General features: G+C 34.6%; 24 protein-coding genes, 1 tRNA gene and 2 pseudogenes. 5 read left to right on the forward strand and 22 right to left on the reverse strand.

Annotation, left to right across the window (positions count from 1 at the left end; all coding sequences use genetic code 11):
• Nucleotides 1–23: 23 nt before the first annotated feature.
• Nucleotides 24–881, reverse strand: a complete 858-nt coding sequence (locus tag P3G65_RS08550) for a methionyl aminopeptidase (RefSeq protein ID WP_003134314.1) — start codon at nucleotides 879–881, stop codon at nucleotides 24–26.
• Nucleotides 882–1,039: 158 nt separating this feature from the next.
• Between P3G65_RS08550 and P3G65_RS08555 the strand changes: the two genes are divergently transcribed.
• Nucleotides 1,040–1,483: a flavodoxin gene (locus P3G65_RS08555; protein WP_003134312.1), complete on the forward strand. Its 444-nt coding sequence runs from the start codon at nucleotides 1,040–1,042 to the stop codon at nucleotides 1,481–1,483.
• Between the two features lie 28 nt (nucleotides 1,484–1,511).
• Here the strand turns inward: P3G65_RS08555 and P3G65_RS08560 are convergent, their stop codons facing one another.
• Nucleotides 1,512–2,240 carry an RNA methyltransferase gene (locus P3G65_RS08560; RefSeq protein ID WP_003134310.1) on the reverse strand — a complete coding sequence of 243 codons (729 nt, stop codon included), beginning with the start codon at nucleotides 2,238–2,240 and terminating at the stop codon, nucleotides 1,512–1,514.
• Between the two features lie 62 nt (nucleotides 2,241–2,302).
• On the opposite strand from P3G65_RS08560, the gene P3G65_RS08565 reads away from it, so the two are divergent.
• Nucleotides 2,303–2,578 (forward strand): acylphosphatase, encoded by a 276-nt coding sequence (locus tag P3G65_RS08565; RefSeq protein WP_003134309.1) that lies wholly within the window; start codon nucleotides 2,303–2,305, stop codon nucleotides 2,576–2,578.
• A gap of 43 nt (nucleotides 2,579–2,621) precedes the next feature.
• On the opposite strand, the gene P3G65_RS08570 is transcribed toward P3G65_RS08565, so the two are convergent.
• The 11 genes from P3G65_RS08570 to P3G65_RS08620 all read right to left on the reverse strand — a co-directional run bounded on the left by P3G65_RS08570 (nucleotide 2,622) and on the right by P3G65_RS08620 (nucleotide 11,061).
• Nucleotides 2,622–3,233 (reverse strand): lysozyme family protein, encoded by a 612-nt coding sequence (locus P3G65_RS08570; RefSeq protein WP_016170867.1) that lies wholly within the window; start codon nucleotides 3,231–3,233, stop codon nucleotides 2,622–2,624.
• A gap of 166 nt (nucleotides 3,234–3,399) precedes the next feature.
• Nucleotides 3,400–4,641, reverse strand: coding sequence for a serine hydroxymethyltransferase (gene glyA / locus P3G65_RS08575; protein WP_003134306.1), 1,242 nt, complete (start codon nucleotides 4,639–4,641; stop codon nucleotides 3,400–3,402).
• A 114-nt stretch (nucleotides 4,642–4,755) separates the two neighbouring features.
• Nucleotides 4,756–5,358: an L-threonylcarbamoyladenylate synthase gene (locus P3G65_RS08580; protein WP_003134304.1), complete on the reverse strand. Its 603-nt coding sequence runs from the start codon at nucleotides 5,356–5,358 to the stop codon at nucleotides 4,756–4,758.
• Between the two features lies 1 nt (nucleotide 5,359).
• Nucleotides 5,360–5,788 carry an N-acetyltransferase gene (locus P3G65_RS08585; protein WP_003134302.1) on the reverse strand — a complete coding sequence of 143 codons (429 nt, stop codon included), beginning with the start codon at nucleotides 5,786–5,788 and terminating at the stop codon, nucleotides 5,360–5,362.
• On the reverse strand, nucleotides 5,789–6,601 hold the full coding sequence (prmC, locus tag P3G65_RS08590; protein WP_003134301.1) for a peptide chain release factor N(5)-glutamine methyltransferase: 813 nt from the start codon (nucleotides 6,599–6,601) through the stop codon (nucleotides 5,789–5,791).
• Between the two features lie 27 nt (nucleotides 6,602–6,628).
• Nucleotides 6,629–7,165: a hypothetical protein gene (locus P3G65_RS08595; protein WP_003134300.1), complete on the reverse strand. Its 537-nt coding sequence runs from the start codon at nucleotides 7,163–7,165 to the stop codon at nucleotides 6,629–6,631.
• Nucleotides 7,165–8,238, reverse strand: a complete 1,074-nt coding sequence (gene prfA, locus P3G65_RS08600; protein WP_003134299.1) for a peptide chain release factor 1 — start codon at nucleotides 8,236–8,238, stop codon at nucleotides 7,165–7,167. Before prfA ends, P3G65_RS08595 begins: the two co-directional genes overlap by 1 nt.
• 25 nt (nucleotides 8,239–8,263) lie before the next feature.
• Nucleotides 8,264–8,866: a thymidine kinase gene (locus P3G65_RS08605; RefSeq protein WP_195917776.1), complete on the reverse strand. Its 603-nt coding sequence runs from the start codon at nucleotides 8,864–8,866 to the stop codon at nucleotides 8,264–8,266.
• A 146-nt stretch (nucleotides 8,867–9,012) separates the two neighbouring features.
• The gene (locus P3G65_RS08610; RefSeq protein ID WP_019292109.1) at nucleotides 9,013–10,212 is read right to left on the reverse strand and encodes a site-specific integrase; all 1,200 of its coding nucleotides are present in this window, start codon (nucleotides 10,210–10,212) and stop codon (nucleotides 9,013–9,015) included.
• 60 nt (nucleotides 10,213–10,272) lie between these two features.
• Nucleotides 10,273–10,491 carry a hypothetical protein gene (locus P3G65_RS08615; RefSeq protein WP_003134296.1) on the reverse strand — a complete coding sequence of 73 codons (219 nt, stop codon included), beginning with the start codon at nucleotides 10,489–10,491 and terminating at the stop codon, nucleotides 10,273–10,275.
• A gap of 105 nt (nucleotides 10,492–10,596) precedes the next feature.
• Nucleotides 10,597–11,061 carry an antirestriction protein ArdA gene (locus P3G65_RS08620; protein WP_026063955.1) on the reverse strand — a complete coding sequence of 155 codons (465 nt, stop codon included), beginning with the start codon at nucleotides 11,059–11,061 and terminating at the stop codon, nucleotides 10,597–10,599.
• A 69-nt stretch (nucleotides 11,062–11,130) separates the two neighbouring features.
• On the opposite strand from P3G65_RS08620, the pseudogene P3G65_RS08625 reads away from it, so the two are divergent.
• Nucleotides 11,131–12,288 (forward strand): annotated as a pseudogene (locus tag P3G65_RS08625) (IS3 family transposase).
• 17 nt (nucleotides 12,289–12,305) lie between these two features.
• On the opposite strand, the pseudogene P3G65_RS08630 reads toward P3G65_RS08625, so the two are convergent.
• Nucleotides 12,306–12,680, reverse strand: a pseudogene (locus P3G65_RS08630) (alcohol dehydrogenase catalytic domain-containing protein); the annotation flags it as partial.
• A gap of 148 nt (nucleotides 12,681–12,828) precedes the next feature.
• Here P3G65_RS08630 and P3G65_RS08635 point away from each other — a divergent pair.
• Nucleotides 12,829–14,439, forward strand: a complete 1,611-nt coding sequence (locus P3G65_RS08635; RefSeq protein WP_014025153.1) for an L-lactate permease — start codon at nucleotides 12,829–12,831, stop codon at nucleotides 14,437–14,439.
• Between the two features lie 185 nt (nucleotides 14,440–14,624).
• On the opposite strand, the gene P3G65_RS08640 is transcribed toward P3G65_RS08635, so the two are convergent.
• Together P3G65_RS08640 and P3G65_RS08645 are read right to left on the reverse strand one after the other, a co-directional pair.
• Nucleotides 14,625–15,671, reverse strand: a complete 1,047-nt coding sequence (locus P3G65_RS08640; RefSeq protein ID WP_003134282.1) for a DUF389 domain-containing protein — start codon at nucleotides 15,669–15,671, stop codon at nucleotides 14,625–14,627.
• 49 nt (nucleotides 15,672–15,720) lie between these two features.
• Nucleotides 15,721–17,058: a TrkH family potassium uptake protein gene (locus tag P3G65_RS08645; RefSeq protein ID WP_003134281.1), complete on the reverse strand. Its 1,338-nt coding sequence runs from the start codon at nucleotides 17,056–17,058 to the stop codon at nucleotides 15,721–15,723.
• Between the two features lie 326 nt (nucleotides 17,059–17,384).
• On the opposite strand from P3G65_RS08645, the gene P3G65_RS11885 reads away from it, so the two are divergent.
• The gene (locus tag P3G65_RS11885) at nucleotides 17,385–17,675 is read left to right on the forward strand and encodes an ArsC/Spx/MgsR family protein (RefSeq protein WP_324249117.1); all 291 of its coding nucleotides are present in this window, start codon (nucleotides 17,385–17,387) and stop codon (nucleotides 17,673–17,675) included.
• Nucleotides 17,676–17,829: 154 nt separating this feature from the next.
• Here the strand turns inward: P3G65_RS11885 and P3G65_RS08655 are convergent, their stop codons facing one another.
• The 6 genes from P3G65_RS08655 to P3G65_RS08680 all read right to left on the reverse strand — a co-directional run bounded on the left by P3G65_RS08655 (nucleotide 17,830) and on the right by P3G65_RS08680 (nucleotide 20,272).
• Nucleotides 17,830–18,024, reverse strand: a complete 195-nt coding sequence (locus P3G65_RS08655) for a hypothetical protein (RefSeq protein ID WP_003134280.1) — start codon at nucleotides 18,022–18,024, stop codon at nucleotides 17,830–17,832.
• A gap of 104 nt (nucleotides 18,025–18,128) precedes the next feature.
• Nucleotides 18,129–18,317, reverse strand: coding sequence for a hypothetical protein (locus tag P3G65_RS08660; RefSeq protein WP_017371230.1), 189 nt, complete (start codon nucleotides 18,315–18,317; stop codon nucleotides 18,129–18,131).
• A 163-nt stretch (nucleotides 18,318–18,480) separates the two neighbouring features.
• Nucleotides 18,481–18,554: transfer RNA gene (locus P3G65_RS08665), tRNA-Met, on the reverse strand.
• 306 nt (nucleotides 18,555–18,860) lie between these two features.
• A complete protein-coding gene (locus P3G65_RS08670; RefSeq protein WP_306723676.1) occupies nucleotides 18,861–19,268 on the reverse strand; it encodes an ArsC/Spx/MgsR family protein in 408 nt (135 codons plus the stop codon).
• A 54-nt stretch (nucleotides 19,269–19,322) separates the two neighbouring features.
• Nucleotides 19,323–19,523: a cold-shock protein gene (locus P3G65_RS08675; RefSeq protein ID WP_003134278.1), complete on the reverse strand. Its 201-nt coding sequence runs from the start codon at nucleotides 19,521–19,523 to the stop codon at nucleotides 19,323–19,325.
• A gap of 446 nt (nucleotides 19,524–19,969) precedes the next feature.
• The gene (locus P3G65_RS08680) at nucleotides 19,970–20,272 is read right to left on the reverse strand and encodes a hypothetical protein (protein WP_003134277.1); all 303 of its coding nucleotides are present in this window, start codon (nucleotides 20,270–20,272) and stop codon (nucleotides 19,970–19,972) included.
• Nucleotides 20,273–20,767: the final 495 nt, after the last annotated feature.

Below are 20,767 nucleotides of genomic sequence, written 5' to 3' on the forward strand. Positions count from 1 at the left end.
CTTCATAAGATAGGAGAGACTTCTTAGTAAGTGCCTTCTTCTCCTTGGCTTGTCAAAATTACTGGACCATCTTTGGTAATGACAAACTGATGTTCATATTGACAAGATAAACCGCCGTCCAATGTCTTATGCATCCAACCTGTTTCCATATCGGTATCAATTTCCCAAGTCCCTGTCGTAATCATGGGTTCAATGGTCAAAACCATACCCTCACGCAAACGTAAGCCACGTCCAGCTTTTCCGTAATGTGGCACCAGTGGATCTTCGTGGAAAGTTGGCCCCATACCATGACCGACAAGGTCACGAACTACACCATAACCACGACTTTCTGCATATTCTTGAATAGCTGCTCCAATGTCACCGATACGGTTACCAACAACAGCTTGTTCGATTCCGAGATAGAGACACTCACGTGTCACATCCATAAGGTTCTTCACTTCTTCTGATGGTGTGCCTACGGCATAAGCCCAGCAGCTATCTGCAATGGCTCCACTGAAACCTTCCGTATATTTCTTCATCTCAGGAACATTATCAAAATCAAGTTTTGAAACATCAACAGAACCATCTTCAACCATACCCAAAACCATGTCTACTTTGATAAGGTCGCCATCTTTTAACTTCATGTGGCGTGGAAAACTGTGCGCCACCTCATCGTTCAGTGAACAACATGTGGCATAAGGATAATCCATAATTGAACCATCTACACCGATTTGGAGAGGAAGCGTATTATTTTCTTTACAGACTTTTCGTACATATTCTTCGATTTCCCACATGTCGATACCTGGTTTTATCAAATCACGCAAACCGATATGGATGCTTGCCAATAAAGAGCCGGCACGATCCATTTGATCTATTTCACGTTGAGATTTTAATGTAATCACTATTTTTACCTTCTTCTAAATATTTCTTTAATCGTAATGATACTCCTATTTTATCATAAAAATACTGTGGTAGAAAGTACCGAAAAATGCATAGGAGCTGATTTTTCTGGAATTTCTTGATATAATTTTGTTATATAAATTTCACAAGGGAGCAAAAAATGGCTTTAGCAAAAGTAGTTTATGCAAGTATGACCGGCAATACGCAAGAAATCGCGGAAATCGTTGCTGATAAATTGGAAGATTTAGGTCTTGATGTAGATTTGGACGAATGTACTTCAGTTGACGCTGACGAATTTGAAGATGCGGATCTTTGCATTGTTGCCACTTATACTTATGGCGATGGTGAATTGCCAGATGAAATCGTTGATTTCTATGAAGATTTACAAGACGTTGATCTTTCTGGAAAAACATTCGGTGTCTGTGGTTCAGGAGATACTTTCTATGATGATTTCTGTATTTGTGTTGACATGTTTGAGGAACAATTTGCACTTACTGGAGCTGAGAAAGGTGCAGAATCTGTCAAAGTGGACTTGAATGCTGAAGATGAAGATATTACAAATCTTGAAACGTTTGCAGAAACTTTAGCAGCCAAAGTTCAATAAAAGAAAAAACTGCCTATGAGCAGTTTTTTTATAGGCTAAACATCAAAATTCCTGCGGCCACTGCGACATTCAGAGACTCTGCGCGTCCAGGCATCTCAATATGGACAAGTTGATCCGCTACAGCTACTGCCTGATCAGAAACACCCGCACCTTCATTCCCCATCACTAAGGCAAAGTCCTCTTCTGCTACAAGTTCTTTGTGACTGATGGACCGGTTGGACAAAGTGGTAACATAAAGAGGAATGTGCGCTTCTTGTAATTCCGTAAAATCTGCCACAGACAAAACAGGAATATGAAAGTTACTTCCTTGCATACTTCGCATCACTTTTGGAGCATAAATATCTGCCGTATCCCCCATACAAAGTACTGCTGAAAAACCTGCAGCATCTGCTGTCCGAATCATCGTTCCGACATTGCCAGGATCTTGGACATTTTCAAGGACTAAATACTTACCGTGCCCAAACTCAACTTTCACTTCTTCGAAAGCTACCTCAGCGACAACACCTTGCGGTGTTCCAGCATCCGATAGGCTTTTAAGAACTTCTGAACTCACTGCGAGAACATTTTCTAGGTGTGAAACGTGTTGATATTTGTTTTCTTCCACAAAGATTTGTAAAATTTTCGCTCCCGAATTGACAGCTTCTTCTAGCAAATGAAAGCCTTCAATAAGATAAGAATTTTTGCGATATTTTTTCTTTGTCAGCAGTTTACGTGCTTCTTTTATTTTTTTATTGTCTTTTGCTGTAATAATTTCCATTTGCTATAATTATAACATAGAATACATGAAGATTTTTTATTTTCCTATAAGGAGGTGTAAGGATGTCTAAGGTTAAAATGATTGCTCACGGACAGGTACAAGGTGTCGGTTTCCGTTATGGTACGGTCCAAATCGCGCGTCAACTCAAACTTAGAGGACGCGTGTGGAATAATTCCGACGGTACGGTGGGACTTTATGTCCAGTCAGATAGCCAGAAAGCTTTGTCAGATTTCGAAGATAAACTTCGTAAAGGGCCCACTCCTTTTGCCTCAGTCACAAATCTCGAAATCTATCCAGACGAATTCCCGGACTTTAAAAATTTCGATATTAAATATTAATGAACAAACAAAAAAAGACTGCCTTAAACAGTCTTTTTTTGTTTTACCAGTTAAAAAGATTAAGAAGCATCAAATGCCACTTGACTTCATTGGCATAATACATATTTCCACCATTAACGTAGAGTTTTCCCCCACTGTTCATCAAAGAGTCAACCGTCACATGATAATAGGTTGCATTTGTGGTGTTTCCCAAGCTAGGTGCTACAACTGTACGTGAATATTTTTCAGCCAGTTCTAAATTATTTTTTCCACCATTTTTCGCAACATAATCTATATAGGATTGACCAAAGTTATATGCTTGAACGCCTGTCCAAATATCAACTTTTTTGTCTTCAGCGTACTCTAAAACTTTACAAAGGTTTGAAACACCTTGTGCGATACTCTTATCTTCATCTGAAATACTATTTTGATTGCCGTTCAAGCTTTCGCTCGACTGCATAACATCAACAGCATTCCCTTTTGTCTCTGTATAAATAATAGCTAATGCAAGCTTTGTATCCCCCTCTAAGCCTTGAGCTTTTAGGGTTGCATCAACCGATTTTTCATATTGCATCACGTTTTTTACGTTCCTATAAGTTCGGTGCACGTAAAAACCTGCTCCGACCACTGCTGCCAGTAGCGCAAGCTTGATGAATAGCTTCAAAATTTTCAACATTTATCTATTCCTAATCATTTTTTCGACGGCTCATGTCTCAATTCCAGTTGTTATTATATGCCATCTCATGTTAAAAACTTCTCTAGCATTTCCACCTTTATTTACTTATCACTGTTCATTTTTATTCGGTTGGTGGAAATTTTGTTAAAAAAGTCGTACTTATATTCTAGACTAAAGGAAACCCTTTTGTCAAATCTAATGCAAATTGTCGAACTTCTTGAAGAGCAAATTCGTCATCTTTATTGGATAATGCTTTAATAATTGCTTGTGCAATCTTACGGCTTTCCTCTTCCTTCATGCCGCGGCTAGTGATTGCTGCGGCACCAATACGCACACCGCTTGTTTTAAAAGGACTAAGTTCCTCACCAGGAACAGAGTTTTTATTGAGGGTAATGTTAACTGTATCAAGGAGATTTTGTGCTTCTTTACCATTAATTCCAAGCTCAGTTACTTTGACGAGGAAGAGATGATTGTCTGTACCATCTGAGATAACATGTAAACCAGCTCTGCTAAATTCATCGGCCATGGCTGCTGTATTTTTCACTACTTGATCAATATAAGTTGAAAAGTCTGGTGACAAAGCTTCTTTAAAGGCAACTGCTTTAGCAGCAATAACATGCTCCAAGGGACCACCTTGTAAACCAGGGAAAATAGCGCTATTGATTTTTTTAGCTAGCTCCGCATCATTGGTCAAAATGAGCCCCCCACGTGGGCCACGCAATGTTTTATGTGTTGTAGAGGTTACTACATCTGCATAAGGAAAAGGACTTGGATGATGACCTGTAGCCACAAGACCAGCGATATGAGCCATGTCTACCATCAATTTTGCACCGACACTGTCTGCAATCTCACGGAATTTTGAAAAATCAATAATACGAGAGTAAGCCGATGCACCAGCAACGATAAGTGCTGGGCGATGCTTTTCAGCTTGTGCTGCAATCTCATCAAAATCAAGCAACTCTGTTTCTGAATTAAGACCGTAAGACACAAAGTTATACATCTTACCTGAGAAGTTGACTTGAGAACCATGAGTCAAATGCCCACCAGAGTTCAAATCCATACCTAATACAGTGTCACCAGGCTCAATCAAGGCCATGTAAGCTGCTGCATTGGCTTGTGAGCCAGAGTGTGGCTGCACATTAGCAAAGTCTGCATGGAAGAGTTCTTTGGCACGTTCGATGGCCAAGTTTTCCACTACATCTACAGCTTCTGTCCCACCATAATAACGCTTTTCCGGGTAACCTTCTGCGTATTTATTTGTTAAGACAGATCCCTGAGCTGCACGTACCGCTGGGGATACGATATTTTCTGAGGCAATTAACTCAATTGTTTCTTGTTGTCGAACTTCTTCGGCATGTATAGCAGCCCAAAGTTCTGGATCAAACGCTTCAAAATTATAAATTTCCATGTGTGTCTCCTTTGCCTTATACGATGCTTACCTCAAGCATTTTTCCTTTTGCGTGGGTAGCTTTTGTACATCTACCATTATATCTAAAGCAAAGTGCCGAACCAAATTATTTGTTCAGACAATTTCAGATAATTCTGGAACAGCATCAAGAAGTTCTTGCGCTGTAATAGCCCCTTGACGTAAAATCTTAGGCATTTCACCAGAAAGATCCAAAATCGTTGTATCTAGACCATAAACACTATCATCTTGAAGTGCAACAGCTGCTTTATCAAGGATAGCGGATGTTAAATCATCATAGAAACGTGGGCTTGGTGAGCCGGTAAGATTAGCAGAGGGACCAACTAAAACCCCTAAAGCTTTAATCACTTCTTGTGTGGCTGGAATTGAAGGCATTCGGAATCCGACAGTAGTTTTCCCCACATGAATCCACTCAGGAACTTCAGGACTTGCTTCTAAAATAATCGTCAACGGTCCAGGCAGAAAAGTTTGCACGAGTTTTTCAAGATAAGCAGGTTGATGCACTGAATATTTTAAAATTGTGTCATAATCCGCCACGTTCATATTCAAGGCTTTTTCAACAGGACGCCCTTTTACAGCATAAAGTTTTTGCACCGCTGCCTCGTTGGTTGCATCCGCGAAAATGCCGTAAACTGTTTCTGTTGGCAACACTGCCAATTCTCCTGCTTTTAAAGCTGCTATTGCTTTTTCAACTGTCATTTTATAGCTCCTTTCTTAAGTAGCATTTATCTTTAAGTTGTTTTCCATCTTCGTAAATTGGAAAACTATAATGGTCAATAAAATAATTTTTTATCTTATGGGTATATTCAAAACCACAAGCTTCATAGAAAAGGACATTTCCCGATATATCGTCGGTGCCGACGGTCATGACACCTTGGCACTTGTACTTTTTAAAAAGGTAGTTTATCAGGGCTCTGCCATAGCCTTGACCTTGTGCATCAGACGCTACAGCTAGGTTTTCAATTTCGAGAGTCGGACTGACTACACACACTGCCCTAATTTCAGACTGATCCATCAGTACAAAAAGTTCACCTTTTGCAAGATAGGTCATAATATGCTCATGATCATCAGCTAAAAGAAGTAAAGGGAGATATCTATCTTTCTTTACTTCTATATGTTTTATTTTCATCTATGTCACACTTATCATACGATCTTTTTCAAAAATATCACGGTGCACACGGACTTTTTTAGTAGGAAAAGCCTTCTCAAACAAATCTTTCACTGCTGGACCTTGCTTATAACCAATTTCTAAATATATTTTCCCTTGTGGGTTTAAAAATTGATGAGCTGCTTCAGCAATGTTCTGATAAATTGCTAGACCTTGCTTTTCAGCAAAGAGTGCGCTATCTGGTTCAAAGCGAATGACGGATTGATCCATTTCATACGTTTCATCAAAGGCAATATAGGGTGGGTTGGACACAATGATATCGTACTGTCCTTGAATATTTTCAAAGACATCAGAGAGAATGAAATTAAGAGAAATTTGATGTCTTTTTGCATTCAATTGAGCAAGTTCAAGTGCTTTTTCTGAAACATCCGATGCAGTAATCTCCCACTCTTTTCTTTTCTCCGCCAGTGCTAGAGCAATAGCTCCGGATCCTGTTCCAATATCTAAAACCGTACGTCTATCTTGCTCATTTTCATCGAGAATCATCTGCACCAGCTCTTCTGTTTCTGGCCGTGGAATCAGGACACGCTCATCCACGGCAAGTTTTAAATCACAGAATTCAGCCCAGCCTACAATATATTGTGGCGGTTCATTATTTTTCAAACGCTGCGCGACAGATGTAAGTGCAGCTAAATCCGTATCTGAAATCGCTTCTCTTTGTAAATTTAACCACTGTAATTTTGTGAGCTCGTGTAAATTTCTCCAGACAAATTCTAGAGCGAAAGGCTCTTCCAAATCTTGAGATAATTGGCGCACAGCCTTAATCCATAACATTTTTTCTTTCCTCACTCTCCTCACCTTTTAAAGGAGAGGAAAAACACGCCCCAATAAATAAACGATGATGGGGATTTTCAGATTATCTTTTGCAAAAAGGACACCATTTTCATTTCGTGTCCTATTTTTCTCATTGACAATATTTTCCAATCTTCCTAGAGCCAAAGCATCAAAGGTTTTCATAATTTCCGTCACCGATTGACTGCTGTATTTGCTAAACTCCGGAAGTGAAAGAACTTTTTTACGTTTGCTCCAATTATCCCCTTCTTTGAGCTCTTGCCAAAGACGACAATAAGCATTGTCCTTATAAAAGTCAATGCTCATCCGTACGCGTCTATCCAATCTCTGAAGATGCTTTGAAGGACTCTCAACATTTTCAATGGTAATCCAATAATCTTGATTGATTGCTTGGCAATAGAGCAAATCAAAGTGCGTCTCTTGGGTACTGACCTCAAAGACAAGAACTTTTGTCTCAACGTCCTTCACTCTCTTTGCCGTTTCCATACGTCTTTGCTCTTCTGAACGCAGCCGAATGTTAAAACCTTCAAATTGAAATTCGATCATTACTTGTTAAGCTCCGCCAACTTCTCCGTTTGATCATAAACCACAAGTGCATCAATGACTTCATCCATTTTTCCAGAAAGGATGGTATCTAACTTTTGTAAAGTTAGTCCGATACGGTGATCGGTCACGCGGTTTTGGGGGAAATTATAAGTACGGATACGTTCTGAGCGGTCACCTGTTCCGACAGTGGACTTACGTTCAGCATTTTGCTTGTCCAACTCGATTTGTTGATAGTAGTCAAATACCTTCGTATTAAGCAATTTTATGGCTTTGTCACGGTTTTTTTGTTGCGTACGTTCTTCTTGCATTTCAACTTTGATGCCTGTAGGCAAGTGAACCATACGTACAGCTGTCGCAACTTTGTTGACATTTTGTCCACCAGCACCTGAGGCATGGTAGATATCCACACGAAGATCTTTTTGTTCAATTTTCATCTCGAATTCTTCAACTTCAGGCATGACAAGGACCGTTGCTGTTGAAGTGTGTACACGTCCTTGTGTTTCTGTTGATGGCACACGTTGCACGCGATGAGCACCAGATTCGTATTTTAGTTTACTGTAAACAGAAGTTCCCGAAACAAGGGCTGAAACTTCTTTATACCCCCCAATGCTCGTCACACTGGCTTCCATGATTTCAAATTTCCAACCTTGTGACTCTGCATAATGCTGGTACATATTTAACAAATCACCAGCAAAAAGGGCTGCTTCATCACCACCTGCTGCGCCACGAATTTCCAAGATAATATTTTTATCATCATTTGGATCTTTAGGGAGCAAGAGAATTTTAATCTTTTCTTCCAGTTCTTCTTTGGCTGATTTTGCTTCTGAAAGCTCTTCTTTGAGCATTTCTTTCATATCCTCATCAAGGCCACCCTCACCAAGCATTTCTTCACTGTCAGAAATGGTTTCGAGCACCTTTTTATGTTCATTATAAGTGGCTACAGTATCTCGCAGACTCGCTTCTTCACGTGAAAGTTCCATAAAGCGCTTTGTATCATTGACAACCTGTGGGTCACTGAGTAATTCGCCCAGCTCCTCATATCGTCCTACCATCGTTTCAAGTTGATCAAACATTTTTTATTTTTCCTTACTTCTTTTTTTATATCTCTTCGTTTATACGATTAGTCTCCATCTTTTTCAATGGATGAAAATAGTGCTTACGGCACACTGGAATATAGCTCTCATTGCCACCAATCTGCAGTTGCTCGCCTTCATAAACAGGTTCACCTTCAACCATGCGTAAAACCATCGTTGCTTTTTTACTGCAATACCAGCAAATCGTTTTAATTTCTTCGATTTTATCAGCCAGAAGCAATAAGTATTTTGAGCCTTCAAAAAGTTCATTTCTGAAATCATTTTTTAAGCCAAAAGCCATAACAGGGACATTTAAATCATCAACCACGAGTGCCAAATCATAAATATTTTGTTTATTAAGAAATTGAGCTTCATCAATCAACACACAAAAAGGTCTTATCGGCAAGCTTTCAATATATTCATACACATTCATGGTATCGTCAATCGCTACAGCTTCGCTACTCATACCAATACGACTTGCGACTATACCAACACCGGCACGTGTATCTAAACTAGAAGTCATAATCAAAACAGGTTTTCCCTGTTCTTCATAATTATGAGCAACTTTCAAGATTTCGATACTTTTGCCTGAATTCATACTGCCGTATTTGAAGTACAATTGTGCCAATTTTCTTTCCCCTTTATAAAAATGGCTTAAAAGCCCTATTTAATAGCATTTTTCAGTGATACTATTATTTTATTTTCGATAATAATATCATTAATTATCACTATTTTTCATTCATTTCTGCCCACTTTTTTGCCCACCAAATTTGCTTAAGAAATTTTGTTAATTCTATTCATTTTTTTGTTTAATTCTTTAGACATATTAGGTGTTACATGGGTATATATATTATTGGTAATAGTGGATGTTGCGTGACCAACTCTTTGCATCACCACTTTTTGGTTTATTCCCATTTCTGCTAATAATGAAATATGAGAGTGGCGCATACAATGGCAAGAGAATTGCTTATCTAGCCCCGTTGCTTTTCCATAATACTTAAAAGATCGATTTAGATGGCCAATATTATGTGGTTGACCTGAACGAGTACAAAAAATGTATCCATGATTTTTATAACCTACATAAGTATTGTCATGATTAGCTTTGAGATACTCTTCGATAATTTCGATCGCTCTATCATTGAGATCAACTTCCCTATAAGAAGATAATGTTTTAGTCGTGGTATGAGTATGTTTCGTCACACCCTTAGTATAATCTAAGTTAGTTTCCACTTTAATTATACGTCTTGTGCGGTCATAATTTTCTTCTTTTAACGCAGCTAATTCACAGTATCTTAAACCAGTTAAAAACAGAAATTCAATAGTTAGAGCTATAAAGTACGTGCGAGAATTCTCAGAACTTCTCATCCTATTTAATACCTTAGCTAAATCTTCCACTGTAAACAGTTTTCGATTCTGCTTTTTTATATCTTCCAAAGTTTTTTTGGAAAGACTTAATTTCACATTCAATGTAGGATCTTTAGAAATAATCTCCATTCTCTTTGCAAAATCAAAAATAGATTTACAAGTTAAAAAATAACCTTTTACTGTACCTGATTTTAAATTCAAACTATTAAAAAACACCTGAATTTGGAAAGTTGTAAATTGTGACATTTCCTGATCTCCAAATTCATCAGCAAAACGTTTTATTTGTTTTCGCCTATTATTTAAGGTTGACGGCTTTAGCCTTCTGCTACAGTCATTTAACCATAAATTAGCCACAGAAGAAAAAGTTAATGAATTAATATTTAATCTCGAATTTAATATATTTAACTCACTTTGTTCAATTTTTCGCTTAGCCTTTGTTAACAATATTTTTCTAGCTTTTGTTTTAGCTTGATTTGAATTAGATGTCAAAGTTACAGAAACTTTATCCTCAGATTTTGTAACTATATTAAAGTATCTCATACGCCAGAGGAACTTGTTTTTCCTAGTTTCTGACCATAAACTTCCTACTTTTATATCTTCAACTTTCATATTTCCTACCTTTTCTTTTGGGAAAAGTGCAGAATAAAAATCATACTTATTATATCATTTTTATCTGTATTTTTCCTCGTCTTTTATTTTTAAAAATTCATCAAATGCTGGAAACCATACACGTCCGCTCATTCTAAAATAATCCCCTTGCATGAATCGTTTATCTTTTTTCATTTCGCAAATTTTATTTCTAGCGGTAGAAACCTTTATAGAATAAAAGTTTGAAATACCTTCAGCATCAATCATCTTCTTATCCACGGTTATCCCTGTTCTGCTCATTCTTCCCCCTATATACAAAAAAAGAAGGACAAGATTTCTCTCGTCCTTAATATTCACCGATTTTATTTTTACATGGCAGCAATTATCACTGCCTAAACTAATTTCTTAAATGTTACGTACATAGCCATGTGATGTTTGAGAATAATCACTTATTGCTAAGTCACGACCATAAGCTGCATAGTTGAAATACTGTTCTAAAGTTGCTTGGTTTAGAGTTTCTACTCCTCCCATTTGTGCAACCAATTCTGCTGCTAAATCTTCATCATCTTCAGCTTCTACAAATTCCAAGTCATCTTTACAAGAAATAATATCATCTATTGAATATATTTCCAGAAATTCTTTGATATGGTCTAAATCTGAGATTTCTTCTAGTTTTTCCGCATAATCATTAAGTTCACTAATGGAAGAATATTCGCCTACTGAAAATCCATAAAAATTTTCGAAATCATGAATTGCATATTCTTCCCCATGCTCTGGATCAAGCTGCAATTCTCGTTCAACTCTACCCATATCAACTGGCAGTTCGTACCACTTGCCCCTTGTATTGCCATTATTATAGCTTGGAGCTATACTATAAAAGTGGACAGAAAATTGTGTGTTATAATCTGTCTATTAAGACACAAAAATGAAAGGACTTTTATGTCAGGTTTTAAACGTTACGACGAGGAATTTAAGCAATCTCTCGTTAATCTCTACCAAACAGGTAAAACTCAATCCGAACTCTGTAAAGACTATGGTGTCTCCCCTTCTGCACTTGCAAAATGGATCAACCAGTACTCTCAAGTTCGTCTTGAAGATAATACGGTCTTGACTGCTAAACAGATTCAAGAATTACAAAAAAGGAATGCCCAACTCGAAGAAGAAAATCTTATCTTAAAAAAAGCAAGTGCCATATTCATGCAAAACTCCAAGTGAGATTAAAAGCAGTCTATAGACTCCGATTTGAACACACGACAGTTATGCTCTGTCGTGTTTTACATGTCAATCGTTCCACCTACTATAACTTCATAAACAAGAAGCCCTCAAAACGTGAAATAGAAAATCAACGCTTGAGAAAATTACTCCTTGAGATTTATATGAAAGCCAAGAAAAGAATTGGAACGAGAGCTTTTAAAATTATTCTCCTGCGTGATTATGGCGTTAATATTTCTGAGGGGCGTATCTTAAGACTTCTAAAGTCTATGACACTCCCTAAAATGTCAACGATTAAACCTAGAGTTAAATCAAAACACTCTCCTGCATTTTCTTCTGATAATCTCCTTAAACAAGAATTTAATCCTAAGTCCCCGAATCAAGTATGGACAACTGATTTCACTTATATTTCTATAGGACATAGACGGCATGTTTATCTCTGCGCCATCCTTGACCTCTACTCTAGAAAATGTATTGCTTGGAAAGTAAGTGACAGGATTGATGCTAAACTTGCCTGTGACACATTAGGGATGGCTATAAATAAGAGGAAGCCTAAGGAACCAATCATTTTTCATTCGGATCAAGGTAGCCAATTTAAATCAGCTTCCTTTAGAAAAATATTAGATGAGCATCAATTGCTTGCTTCTTACTCCAAACCTGGATATCCTTATGATAATGCTGTCACTGAGGCCTTTTTCAAGTACCTCAAACAACGGGAAATAAACAGAAGAACTTATCACTCCATTCAAGAAGTTCAACTCTCTTGCTTTGAATACATCGAACAGTTTTATAACAACTATAATCCTCATTCCGCAAACAATGGTTTAACTCCAAATCAGAAAGAAGAAAACTATTTTAAGAAAATATAGCTCATTTTGTGTCTAAATATTTGACATTAGTCCAGCTTCTTTTAAGCTTAAATTTGTAGGTAGAGGAATTATCCAAGAAGATGGTATACGTGCATATTCAGATAGACCTCCTGTATGTGACATCCCCATCTCGTATCCCGTTACCAACACTTCTTGACCAATGTAAAAAGCAGGATCATTTGACTCTACTATTGTGCCACTCAAATCAATTCCGGGTATCATTGGATATTTTCTTATTACACCCCCATTTTTCTGAACCGCAAGCATGTCCTTATAATTAAGTGAGGAATAATGTACTTTTACCAATACATCGCCCTCATTCAATTGCTTACTCGTAATATTATCTTCTATCTTATATGTTATGTTTTCGTTTTCTTCACGTACAACCAGTGCATTAAATTCCTTCATTTTACACTTCCTCCAAACATATTTTAACATTTTTGAAAGTTTCATAGCGAATGAAAACAATTTGTTCTACATATCAAACATGTTATAATTTAGTAAAGTAAGTATATTACTTATATTAAAAATATTTTAAAATAGAAATGAAATAACTATGATTTTAATTGCTCTATTAGCTGTTCTAATTCCTCTTTTTTTATTGGGGATTCTAAATATGTCTGCACGATTAGGAATGACAATTAGTGCCATAATTGTTGCTTTAACAGGGTATTTATTTTGGAAAATCCCAATCGATGTACTCTTTGCTTCTATCTTACAAGGTATGCATAAAACTTTACCTATTTTGTGGATACTTTTCGGAGCTTTAATGCTCCTGAATGTTTTACGTAAAACCGGAGCGATTACTTCAATTAATGCCGGGTTTAAGTCACTCTCACTTGATATGCGTGTTCAAGGAATTTTGGTTGCTTATCTTTTTGGGGCGCTCATTGAAGGTGTCTCAGGATTTGGTACTCCTGCAATGGTAACTGCTCCTCTCCTTATTGCACTAGGTTTTACACCTTTATCTGCTGTTGTATTGGCATTAGTCGCTAATTCTACACCAGCCGCATTTGGTGCAGTAGGTACCCCAATTACAGTTGGCTTAAGTAATGCTGCTCAAGAACAAGGAAATCATATTTTCTCTCAAGTCTCTTCGACAATAACTTCCCTGGACCTCCTAGGTGGTGCATTTATGCCAACTATTTTAGTCTTACTAATGACAATAATGTTAAATAAAAATAAGAAAAATCACCGTGATTGGTTAGAAATTATCCCCTGGACATTATTTATTGGAGTATGTTATAGCAGTTTTGCGTGGTTATATTCTCGCATAATTGGTTATGAATTTGTATCTATTATCACTCCACTCACAGTGCTCGCTCTAACAATAGTTTTATTGAGATTCAATTTTTTATTACCTAAAAGTACTAATCAAAATCCTTGGAGAAAACTTGAAGAAAAAAAACAAGTTGTTCAACCACAAAATTTAAAAGTAGAAAATATGTCTCTAATAAAGGCCTGGTTACCTTATGGTATTGTAGTACTACTTCTTCTGATTAGTCGGACAATTCCCATAGTAAAAACTTTTTTAAATAACACAATTAATTTGAGTTGGAATACTATCCTAGGGTTTAAAGAAATAAATTCGGAATGGGCTATCCTTTATTCTCCTGGATTAATATTAACCATTGCTTCCTTAATTGCTTTGGCTGTTCAAGTTAAATCACTAAAACTTTTTACGCCAATTGCTAAAGATGTTTTTTCAACTATTATGAGAACTGGACTCACCCTAGTAGTAACTTTAATTATGGTCCAAATTTTTTCAAATTCAGGTATGAACAATGGGAATCACCTATCAATGCCTTCCTATATTGCTGAAATACTTTCAAGATACTTATCAGGGGTGTGGATATTTATTGCTCCATTTATTGGTGAATTAGGTTCCTTTATTACTGGAAGTACCACTGTATCTAATCTTACTTTTGCCTCAATTCAAGCCGATATTGCCTATGATTCTGGGCTTCCCATCAATGCAGTGTTAGCTGGACAAGTTATTGGTGCTGCGGCTGGAAATATGATTTGTGTGTTTAATATTGTAGCAGTCAGTGGGGTCGTTGGTCTCTTTGGAAAAGAAGGTGAAATTCTAAGAAAAACAATTATTCCAGCATTACTTTATGCAGGCTTGATTGCCATATCTACTTCACTTTATCTCTTCTTCAAATGAAACCACTAAACATCAACTGCCTATAATCTTCCTCAAAAAAACTTACTTAAATATTAAGTAAGCTTTTTTATATCATTCTAAAATAAAAAACTTCTCGCGGCGTAATGCGAGAAGTTCAACACTTCTTAAAGTATAAGCGATATTACTTAAATAAAACAAAAAATACTGGAGCCTTATTCGTTAATCTATTTTGAACTATCACTTTTTTCTTTTTTAATTTCAATATTCTTGTCGGTGCTTTCATCTAACTTGTTTTGTATATATTGATCTAGATACTTAGAAAGTTCCTCACCCTTTAAATTTCCTAATTCTGGTATTTGAATTACCTCTAATGTCACTTTTTTTAGCCCGTAACTAGATAACCTTTCTTTTAAATTATTCATTTTAGAGGCATTAATTTCTTTACCAGATACTGTTAAAACAAGCTTATTCTGCGAGTTTTTATAATTCTGATCCAAAATAACGTAATCATTAAATTCATTTTTCAAAAAATTGTTAATGGTATATTTTCGAACACTATCCTGAACTAAAGATGAAGCAGAAATAATACTTGGGATCATGATTAATATAGAAATTATTAACAAGAAAAGGTTAATTCTATTTTTGTTTATACTCACTTTATAATGTACTGGAAATTTCATCACTCTGATACCAATAACTGTCGCAATGATAATGAAAGCACTATTGATAACAAATAAATAAGACGACCCTAAAAAATATTCCCATTTTAATACTGAAATTGAATATCCAATAGTACATAAAGGTGGCATTAAAGCTGTAGCTATTGCCACTCCTGGAACAATATTATTAGCTTGTTTTTTTCTCGCACCAATGATTCCTGCCACTCCACCTGCAAAAGCGATGATAACATCCCAGATGGTTGGACTTGTTCTTGAAATAATTTCGCTACTCGGATAACTGATGGGTGATATCATAAAATAAAGTGAGGCTACGATTATGCTGACCGCTACTTCTAAGAGCAATAATTTAGCAGACTTTCTTACTACAAAAGAGTCTAAAACAGAGAGACCATATCCTAAAGCTAATATTGGTGTCATAACAGGAGAAATTAACATAGCTCCTATGACTACAGCATTAGAATTCATATTTAATCCAATTGAAGCAATTAAAATAGCACACACTAATATTATTGAATCGCTAATTCTAATTTCTAAATCTTGTAATATTTTTTCCCTAAACTCTATCGGGGTAAATTCATAATTATTTTTCATAATTCATCCTTATACTTCTTTTAAAAATTTTAACTGTCATCACTCCAGATTATCCGACCATTACATTTTCTTCAGGATATTTATAGAGAGCTTCTTCTCTATTTTTAGTATTAAGAGAGTAAATGATTGTAAATATTCCAACACGACCAATAAACATAAGTAAGCCAATTAATCCCTTGCTTGCAGAACTTAATTCAGGTGTTACATTCATACTCAGTCCTACTGTAGACAAAGCAGAAACTACTTCAAAGAGAACTTGATCGAGTTTTAAATTAGGCTCCAGTACCAATAAAATAAAAGTAGAGATAATTACAAGAGAAAAGTATAAAAAAATAGATTCATAAGATTGTTTAACCAAATTTTGAGGAATAGTTCTATTCCCAAATCTTGTATGTTTCTCTCTTCGTATGACAGCTCTTATATTAAGAATAAAAACTCCAATTGTTGTTGTTTTTATTCCTCCTGCAGTTGAGCCTGAAGTTCCTCCAATTGTCATCAAAATAATTGTTAGAAATAGACTTGCTTGACTTAAAGAGGAATAATCTTGTATAGCAAATCCAGCAGTTCTTGGTGTAATCGCAAAAAATAGACTCTGAACAAAATAAACTAAAAAATCACTTTTATAAAAAGAAAAACGAGTGATAAAAAAGAGTAATATCCCAACTAATATTAAAATTCCTGTTACAATAAGTGCCAATTTAGAATGTAAAGAGAGTTTATGTCTTTTTTTATATCCTATCAAATCCATAATAACAATAAACCCCAAGCTTCCACATACTATAAGTAATGAAATAACAAGCATAATGTAAGGAGAATGATCGTAAGATATAAGAGAATTTCCAAAAAGATCAAAGCCTGCATTACAATAGGCAGATACTGAATGAAATATACTAAACCATCCCCCCTTTACCCATCCATATTCTGGAATAAAAATAAATGAAAGCAAAACCGCTCCTATAAATTCAGCAATTAATGAAATAAATAGTATACCTAATACTAATGATTTTTTAAAACCTAAATGAGAAACAGAATATGTTTTTTGTAGGGCAGTTCTTGATTTCATGGATACTTTTTGGTTCAATAATAGGAAAATACTAGCAACTAAGGTCATAAAGCCGAGCCCTCCAACCTGTATTAAAATCAAAATAATAATTTGACCAAAAAAAGACCAGTATGTACTTGTATCTAGGACAGCTAATCCAGTGACACATGTGGCCGATATTGCGGTAAAAAGAGAATCTACAAAGCTGGTATATTCTCCAGCTTTTGAAGATATTGGAAGGCTTAGTATCCCTCCTCCTAACAGCACTACAAAAAGAAAACTCAAAAAAATAATTTGTAAATCTGTTAAATTTTTAATCATCCTTTTAATAAAAAAGTTTTTCATTTCTATCCAATCTTGTATTCATAAAGTATTTACCATAATTAGTATAACAAATTAAATACATTTGTCCTAAATGTCAAAACCAATATTTTTTCGAAAAAAATCTAGTTTTATAACACCTCATAGTTCATTTTACAAATCATGAATGAGCTGATATACTAAACTTCTAAAGAAATTAAATCAAAAATTTAAGTATTGATTTTTAGAATGCGTTTATATAGAAAATAAAATTATAACTTTATTATGATATAGGAAATGCTTCATGTGTTCAGGCAATAAAATGGTTTAGAAAGCATAATATTAACATTAAGAAAAAGAGAATAGAATTAATAACAAAAAATGCAGTAGTCTATATCCTTTCTTTAACTAATAATGGCTTTCTTGATATTTTAAAATATACAACTAGGCTAAGCCTCAAAAAACTAGATCAAATAAAATACATTGAAACTTCAACATTTAACACAAGTGTAAATTATATTCTTGAAAATACCAATATCTTAAGAAGCCCCCTTATAGTTGATCAGAACAAGCTACTCATCGGTTACAAAGCAGAAGATATAAGAATTTTTTACCTCCCAAATATAGAGAGGTTAAAATATCCTAATCCTAGGTCTTTATAAAAGATATAAAATAAAAGTCATTCCAATATATCCGAATGACTTTTATTTACACACAATTTAGTTGGTTGGTTAGTTTTTTGGTTAGTTTATAGCTTGAATTTTTTAAAACCTATATTTATCAAGTCCAATAAGAACTTTAAAATAAAGCTTTATATTACCATATTTTGCTGTGAGAGCCGAAATTATCATGGTATTTAGCAGGCGCAAGAGTTAAAGTCTCGCGATCAACTACGCGTACATCATGATCTTCAAGTTCTACAATAATAATATTTTTAAATTTATCAGTATCTGCAGTAACTATTGTTGCTTTTTGTCCATTTGATAATGTAATTATATCTCCTCTTTGCATATTTTCTCTCCTCCTGAAGTACTTCACTTTGAATAGAAATATTATTCAACTAAAATAATACTTTTACTTTCTCTACCTTAGTAAATCGATATTTAATACTCAATTTATTCGTAATAATTCAAATATTTATAATATCCGTACATATTTACATAAGTTTGTTTTTTATAACTAGAATCAAATATGTATTCTTTAAAATTAATGTTTTTCCTCATTGTTGCTAATTCATAATTTACTAAACTCAATGGTTTTTCAAATATTACTGATATCTGTTGTTTAGTTCTTGCTATTCCCATATATCTCCTCCTTTCATTCCTCGTCTATTTTACATTTATGTATTTTATCAGCTATTCTATCTTATTTGTAAGCTACGTCTTCTTAATATATAACAAATTATTATTTTATATCCAAACCAATATATATAAAAATCCCCGACGAAGCAGGGAAATCATCTTCATATTGCGGGAGTAGGATTTGAACCTACGACCTTCGGGTTATGAGCCCGACGAGCTACCTAGCTGCTCCATCCCGCGTTAATAAATAAAAGCTAACAAACTCCACAAAGTAACATTGTTCTATATAAGTCCACTACCTTAATGGATGTTATTCAAATACTATCCTCATTGTAGCACACTTAACTAAATTAACCTAATTTCCCAATAAACGTATTACTTTAAATTCATAAACTTACTTCTAATGATATTATTCTCTACTTCCAATCGTTTCACTTTTTTGAGTAATTTGTTATTAATTCCCCTTAGCTGTTTATTTTCAACTTTAACTTTTTCTTCACATCTCTTCAGTATAAAATTTCTTAACATTGTTCTCCTTCTATAATCCTAGTCTTCATTACCTTGGTCATTATTTCTTCTCATATCAAGTTTTCTATTAATACTTGGGATAAACTGACGTATTTCGCTTCCATTGAAACCTACAAAAAGTTGGTTTTTATCAATAATAATTGGAGTTTGTAATATTTCCACATGCTCCTCTAGATAGTCTATAGCCTCTTCAAATGACATTAAATCTAGGGTCTTAATAGCTGCTTTTGTCTTCCCCTTCATCGTAAGTCTATTTTTTAAAATATCATCAAACCCACCATCTGTTAATAATAATAGTTTTATTAATTCGTTATGAGTTATTTTTGTGATCTCGATACATTCTATTGCAATTCTATGCGTTTCAAACCATAAGAGTGCCTGCTTACTAGAAGCACAATTTTTTCGCCAATATATTTTAAGACTAATAGTACTCTCCCTTGGGCTTTGGTTAAAAAAAGCACTCCAAAGAGTGCTTTACAATTAAGCTTTATTAATATTTGTAGCTTGTGGTCCACGTTGACCTTCGCCCATATCAAATGTAACTTTTTCGCCTTCTTCAAGTTTTTTGAAGCCGTTACTTTGGATTTCTGAGAAATGTGCGAACACATCTGCTCCATTTTCAGCTGTAATGAAGCCAAATCCTTTAGCATCATTAAACCATTTTACTGTTCCATTTGTCATAGTATATATATTTCCTTTCAACTATATTGTAAATCATTATGGTTAAAGAAAACATTTAAAATATATAACTTTGACTAAACTTACTTAGTACATAGTATCATGCTTATTTGTTTTTGTCAAATTGACATAAAAAATCTTCGTTCATGAATGAAATGCCAACAGTCAGAAACTCAACTGACTTTTGAAGAAATCCACATACGAAGAATCGGTCTTATATGTCAAGGAGACACAAGTCAACTATAGCATAATTGATAGTAAATACCTAATATAAAATAAAAAGCTCCAACGCAAGTAGAAAGCTTTTTATTTTAAAAAGAAAACACTCACTTCCCACGGGGATTATAAATAGTTTGTATGGTGAGTGTTTCATACCTGACGGTAATTCAAGTATAACAAAATAGTTGATTAACACCTAATCATATAGAATAAACTTCTATCCGATGTTTTTACTGCCATTTCCGTTGTAATGTATGAGATATTTTATCAATAACGGTCCAAAATAGTTTTTTAGATAATTCTATGTAATGGTTAAAGAAATTTTTGAGGATTTTTAAATTAAAATCTCTTAAAGAAATTTTATATTCGTCAATATAATTTATAAATAAACCCAAAATTATCAACATTATAACTACTACAATATATACCATTGTTCTTTTTAATATCTTTTTATTTCTTAACTTTAGATAAAAAACTCTCCATTTTGGATCGTGTTTTCTTTTTCGATAAAACTCATAATCATATGGTGGCATCTTTACCCCTGTATTGTTTGATAGTTAAAGTATATCATATCCCCCCTGAAAAAAACAGATACTAAAAAAATCTGATTATTCATTTTATATTTGCTTAGAGGAAAAAATAAATTATAGGTTAAGAAAAAACAATAATGAAAAGAGTTCTTTTCTTATTTATTCTATTCATTTTCACAGATATTATTAAAAATACTTTATTATTTTTAAACATAAAAGCCTCTTGATATACATCTATACATAACAAGAGTCTAAGACAGACACAAAACAGTAATTAAAGCTTCTCTCAATTGTTGGTGGTTGTGTAGCTGTCCGACACATAAATAAAGCATAATAGTTTGACTATACGAATTTCACAAAAAGACACCCAATATGCGAAGGTGTCTTTTCTGATGAATAACCTAGTTATAATTACTCGTCATAACTAGAGTCCGTATTTGAGGTCAAAACTTCGTGGCAGTGAAGTAACGCCTACGAACACTCTTACTATAACACTAA

The sequence above is a fragment of the Lactococcus sp. bn62 genome (assembly GCF_029492705.2).
Classification (GTDB): domain Bacteria; phylum Bacillota; class Bacilli; order Lactobacillales; family Streptococcaceae; genus Lactococcus; species Lactococcus petauri.

Coding starts and splice junctions, on each gene's coding strand:
- P3G65_RS08555 (WP_003134312.1), top strand. CDS start 1,040: ATGGCTTTAGCAAAAGTAGTTTATGCAAGTATGACCGGCAATACGCAA.
- P3G65_RS08560 (WP_003134310.1), bottom strand. CDS start 2,240: ATGGAAATTATTACAGCAAAAGACAATAAAAAAATAAAAGAAGCACGT.
- P3G65_RS08565 (WP_003134309.1), top strand. CDS start 2,303: ATGTCTAAGGTTAAAATGATTGCTCACGGACAGGTACAAGGTGTCGGT.
- P3G65_RS08570 (WP_016170867.1), bottom strand. CDS start 3,233: ATGTTGAAAATTTTGAAGCTATTCATCAAGCTTGCGCTACTGGCAGCA.
- glyA (WP_003134306.1), bottom strand. CDS start 4,641: ATGGAAATTTATAATTTTGAAGCGTTTGATCCAGAACTTTGGGCTGCT.
- P3G65_RS08580 (WP_003134304.1), bottom strand. CDS start 5,358: ATGACAGTTGAAAAAGCAATAGCAGCTTTAAAAGCAGGAGAATTGGCA.
- P3G65_RS08585 (WP_003134302.1), bottom strand. CDS start 5,788: ATGAAAATAAAACATATAGAAGTAAAGAAAGATAGATATCTCCCTTTA.
- prmC (WP_003134301.1), bottom strand. CDS start 6,601: ATGTTATGGATTAAGGCTGTGCGCCAATTATCTCAAGATTTGGAAGAG.
- P3G65_RS08595 (WP_003134300.1), bottom strand. CDS start 7,165: ATGATCGAATTTCAATTTGAAGGTTTTAACATTCGGCTGCGTTCAGAA.
- prfA (WP_003134299.1), bottom strand. CDS start 8,238: ATGTTTGATCAACTTGAAACGATGGTAGGACGATATGAGGAGCTGGGC.
- P3G65_RS08610 (WP_019292109.1), bottom strand. CDS start 10,212: ATGAAAGTTGAAGATATAAAAGTAGGAAGTTTATGGTCAGAAACTAGG.
- P3G65_RS08615 (WP_003134296.1), bottom strand. CDS start 10,491: ATGAGCAGAACAGGGATAACCGTGGATAAGAAGATGATTGATGCTGAA.
- P3G65_RS08635 (WP_014025153.1), top strand. CDS start 12,829: ATGATTTTAATTGCTCTATTAGCTGTTCTAATTCCTCTTTTTTTATTG.
- P3G65_RS08640 (WP_003134282.1), bottom strand. CDS start 15,671: ATGAAAAATAATTATGAATTTACCCCGATAGAGTTTAGGGAAAAAATA.
- P3G65_RS08645 (WP_003134281.1), bottom strand. CDS start 17,058: ATGAAAAACTTTTTTATTAAAAGGATGATTAAAAATTTAACAGATTTA.
- P3G65_RS08655 (WP_003134280.1), bottom strand. CDS start 18,024: ATGCAAAGAGGAGATATAATTACATTATCAAATGGACAAAAAGCAACA.
- P3G65_RS08660 (WP_017371230.1), bottom strand. CDS start 18,317: ATGGGAATAGCAAGAACTAAACAACAGATATCAGTAATATTTGAAAAA.
- P3G65_RS08675 (WP_003134278.1), bottom strand. CDS start 19,523: ATGACAAATGGAACAGTAAAATGGTTTAATGATGCTAAAGGATTTGGC.
- P3G65_RS08680 (WP_003134277.1), bottom strand. CDS start 20,272: ATGCCACCATATGATTATGAGTTTTATCGAAAAAGAAAACACGATCCA.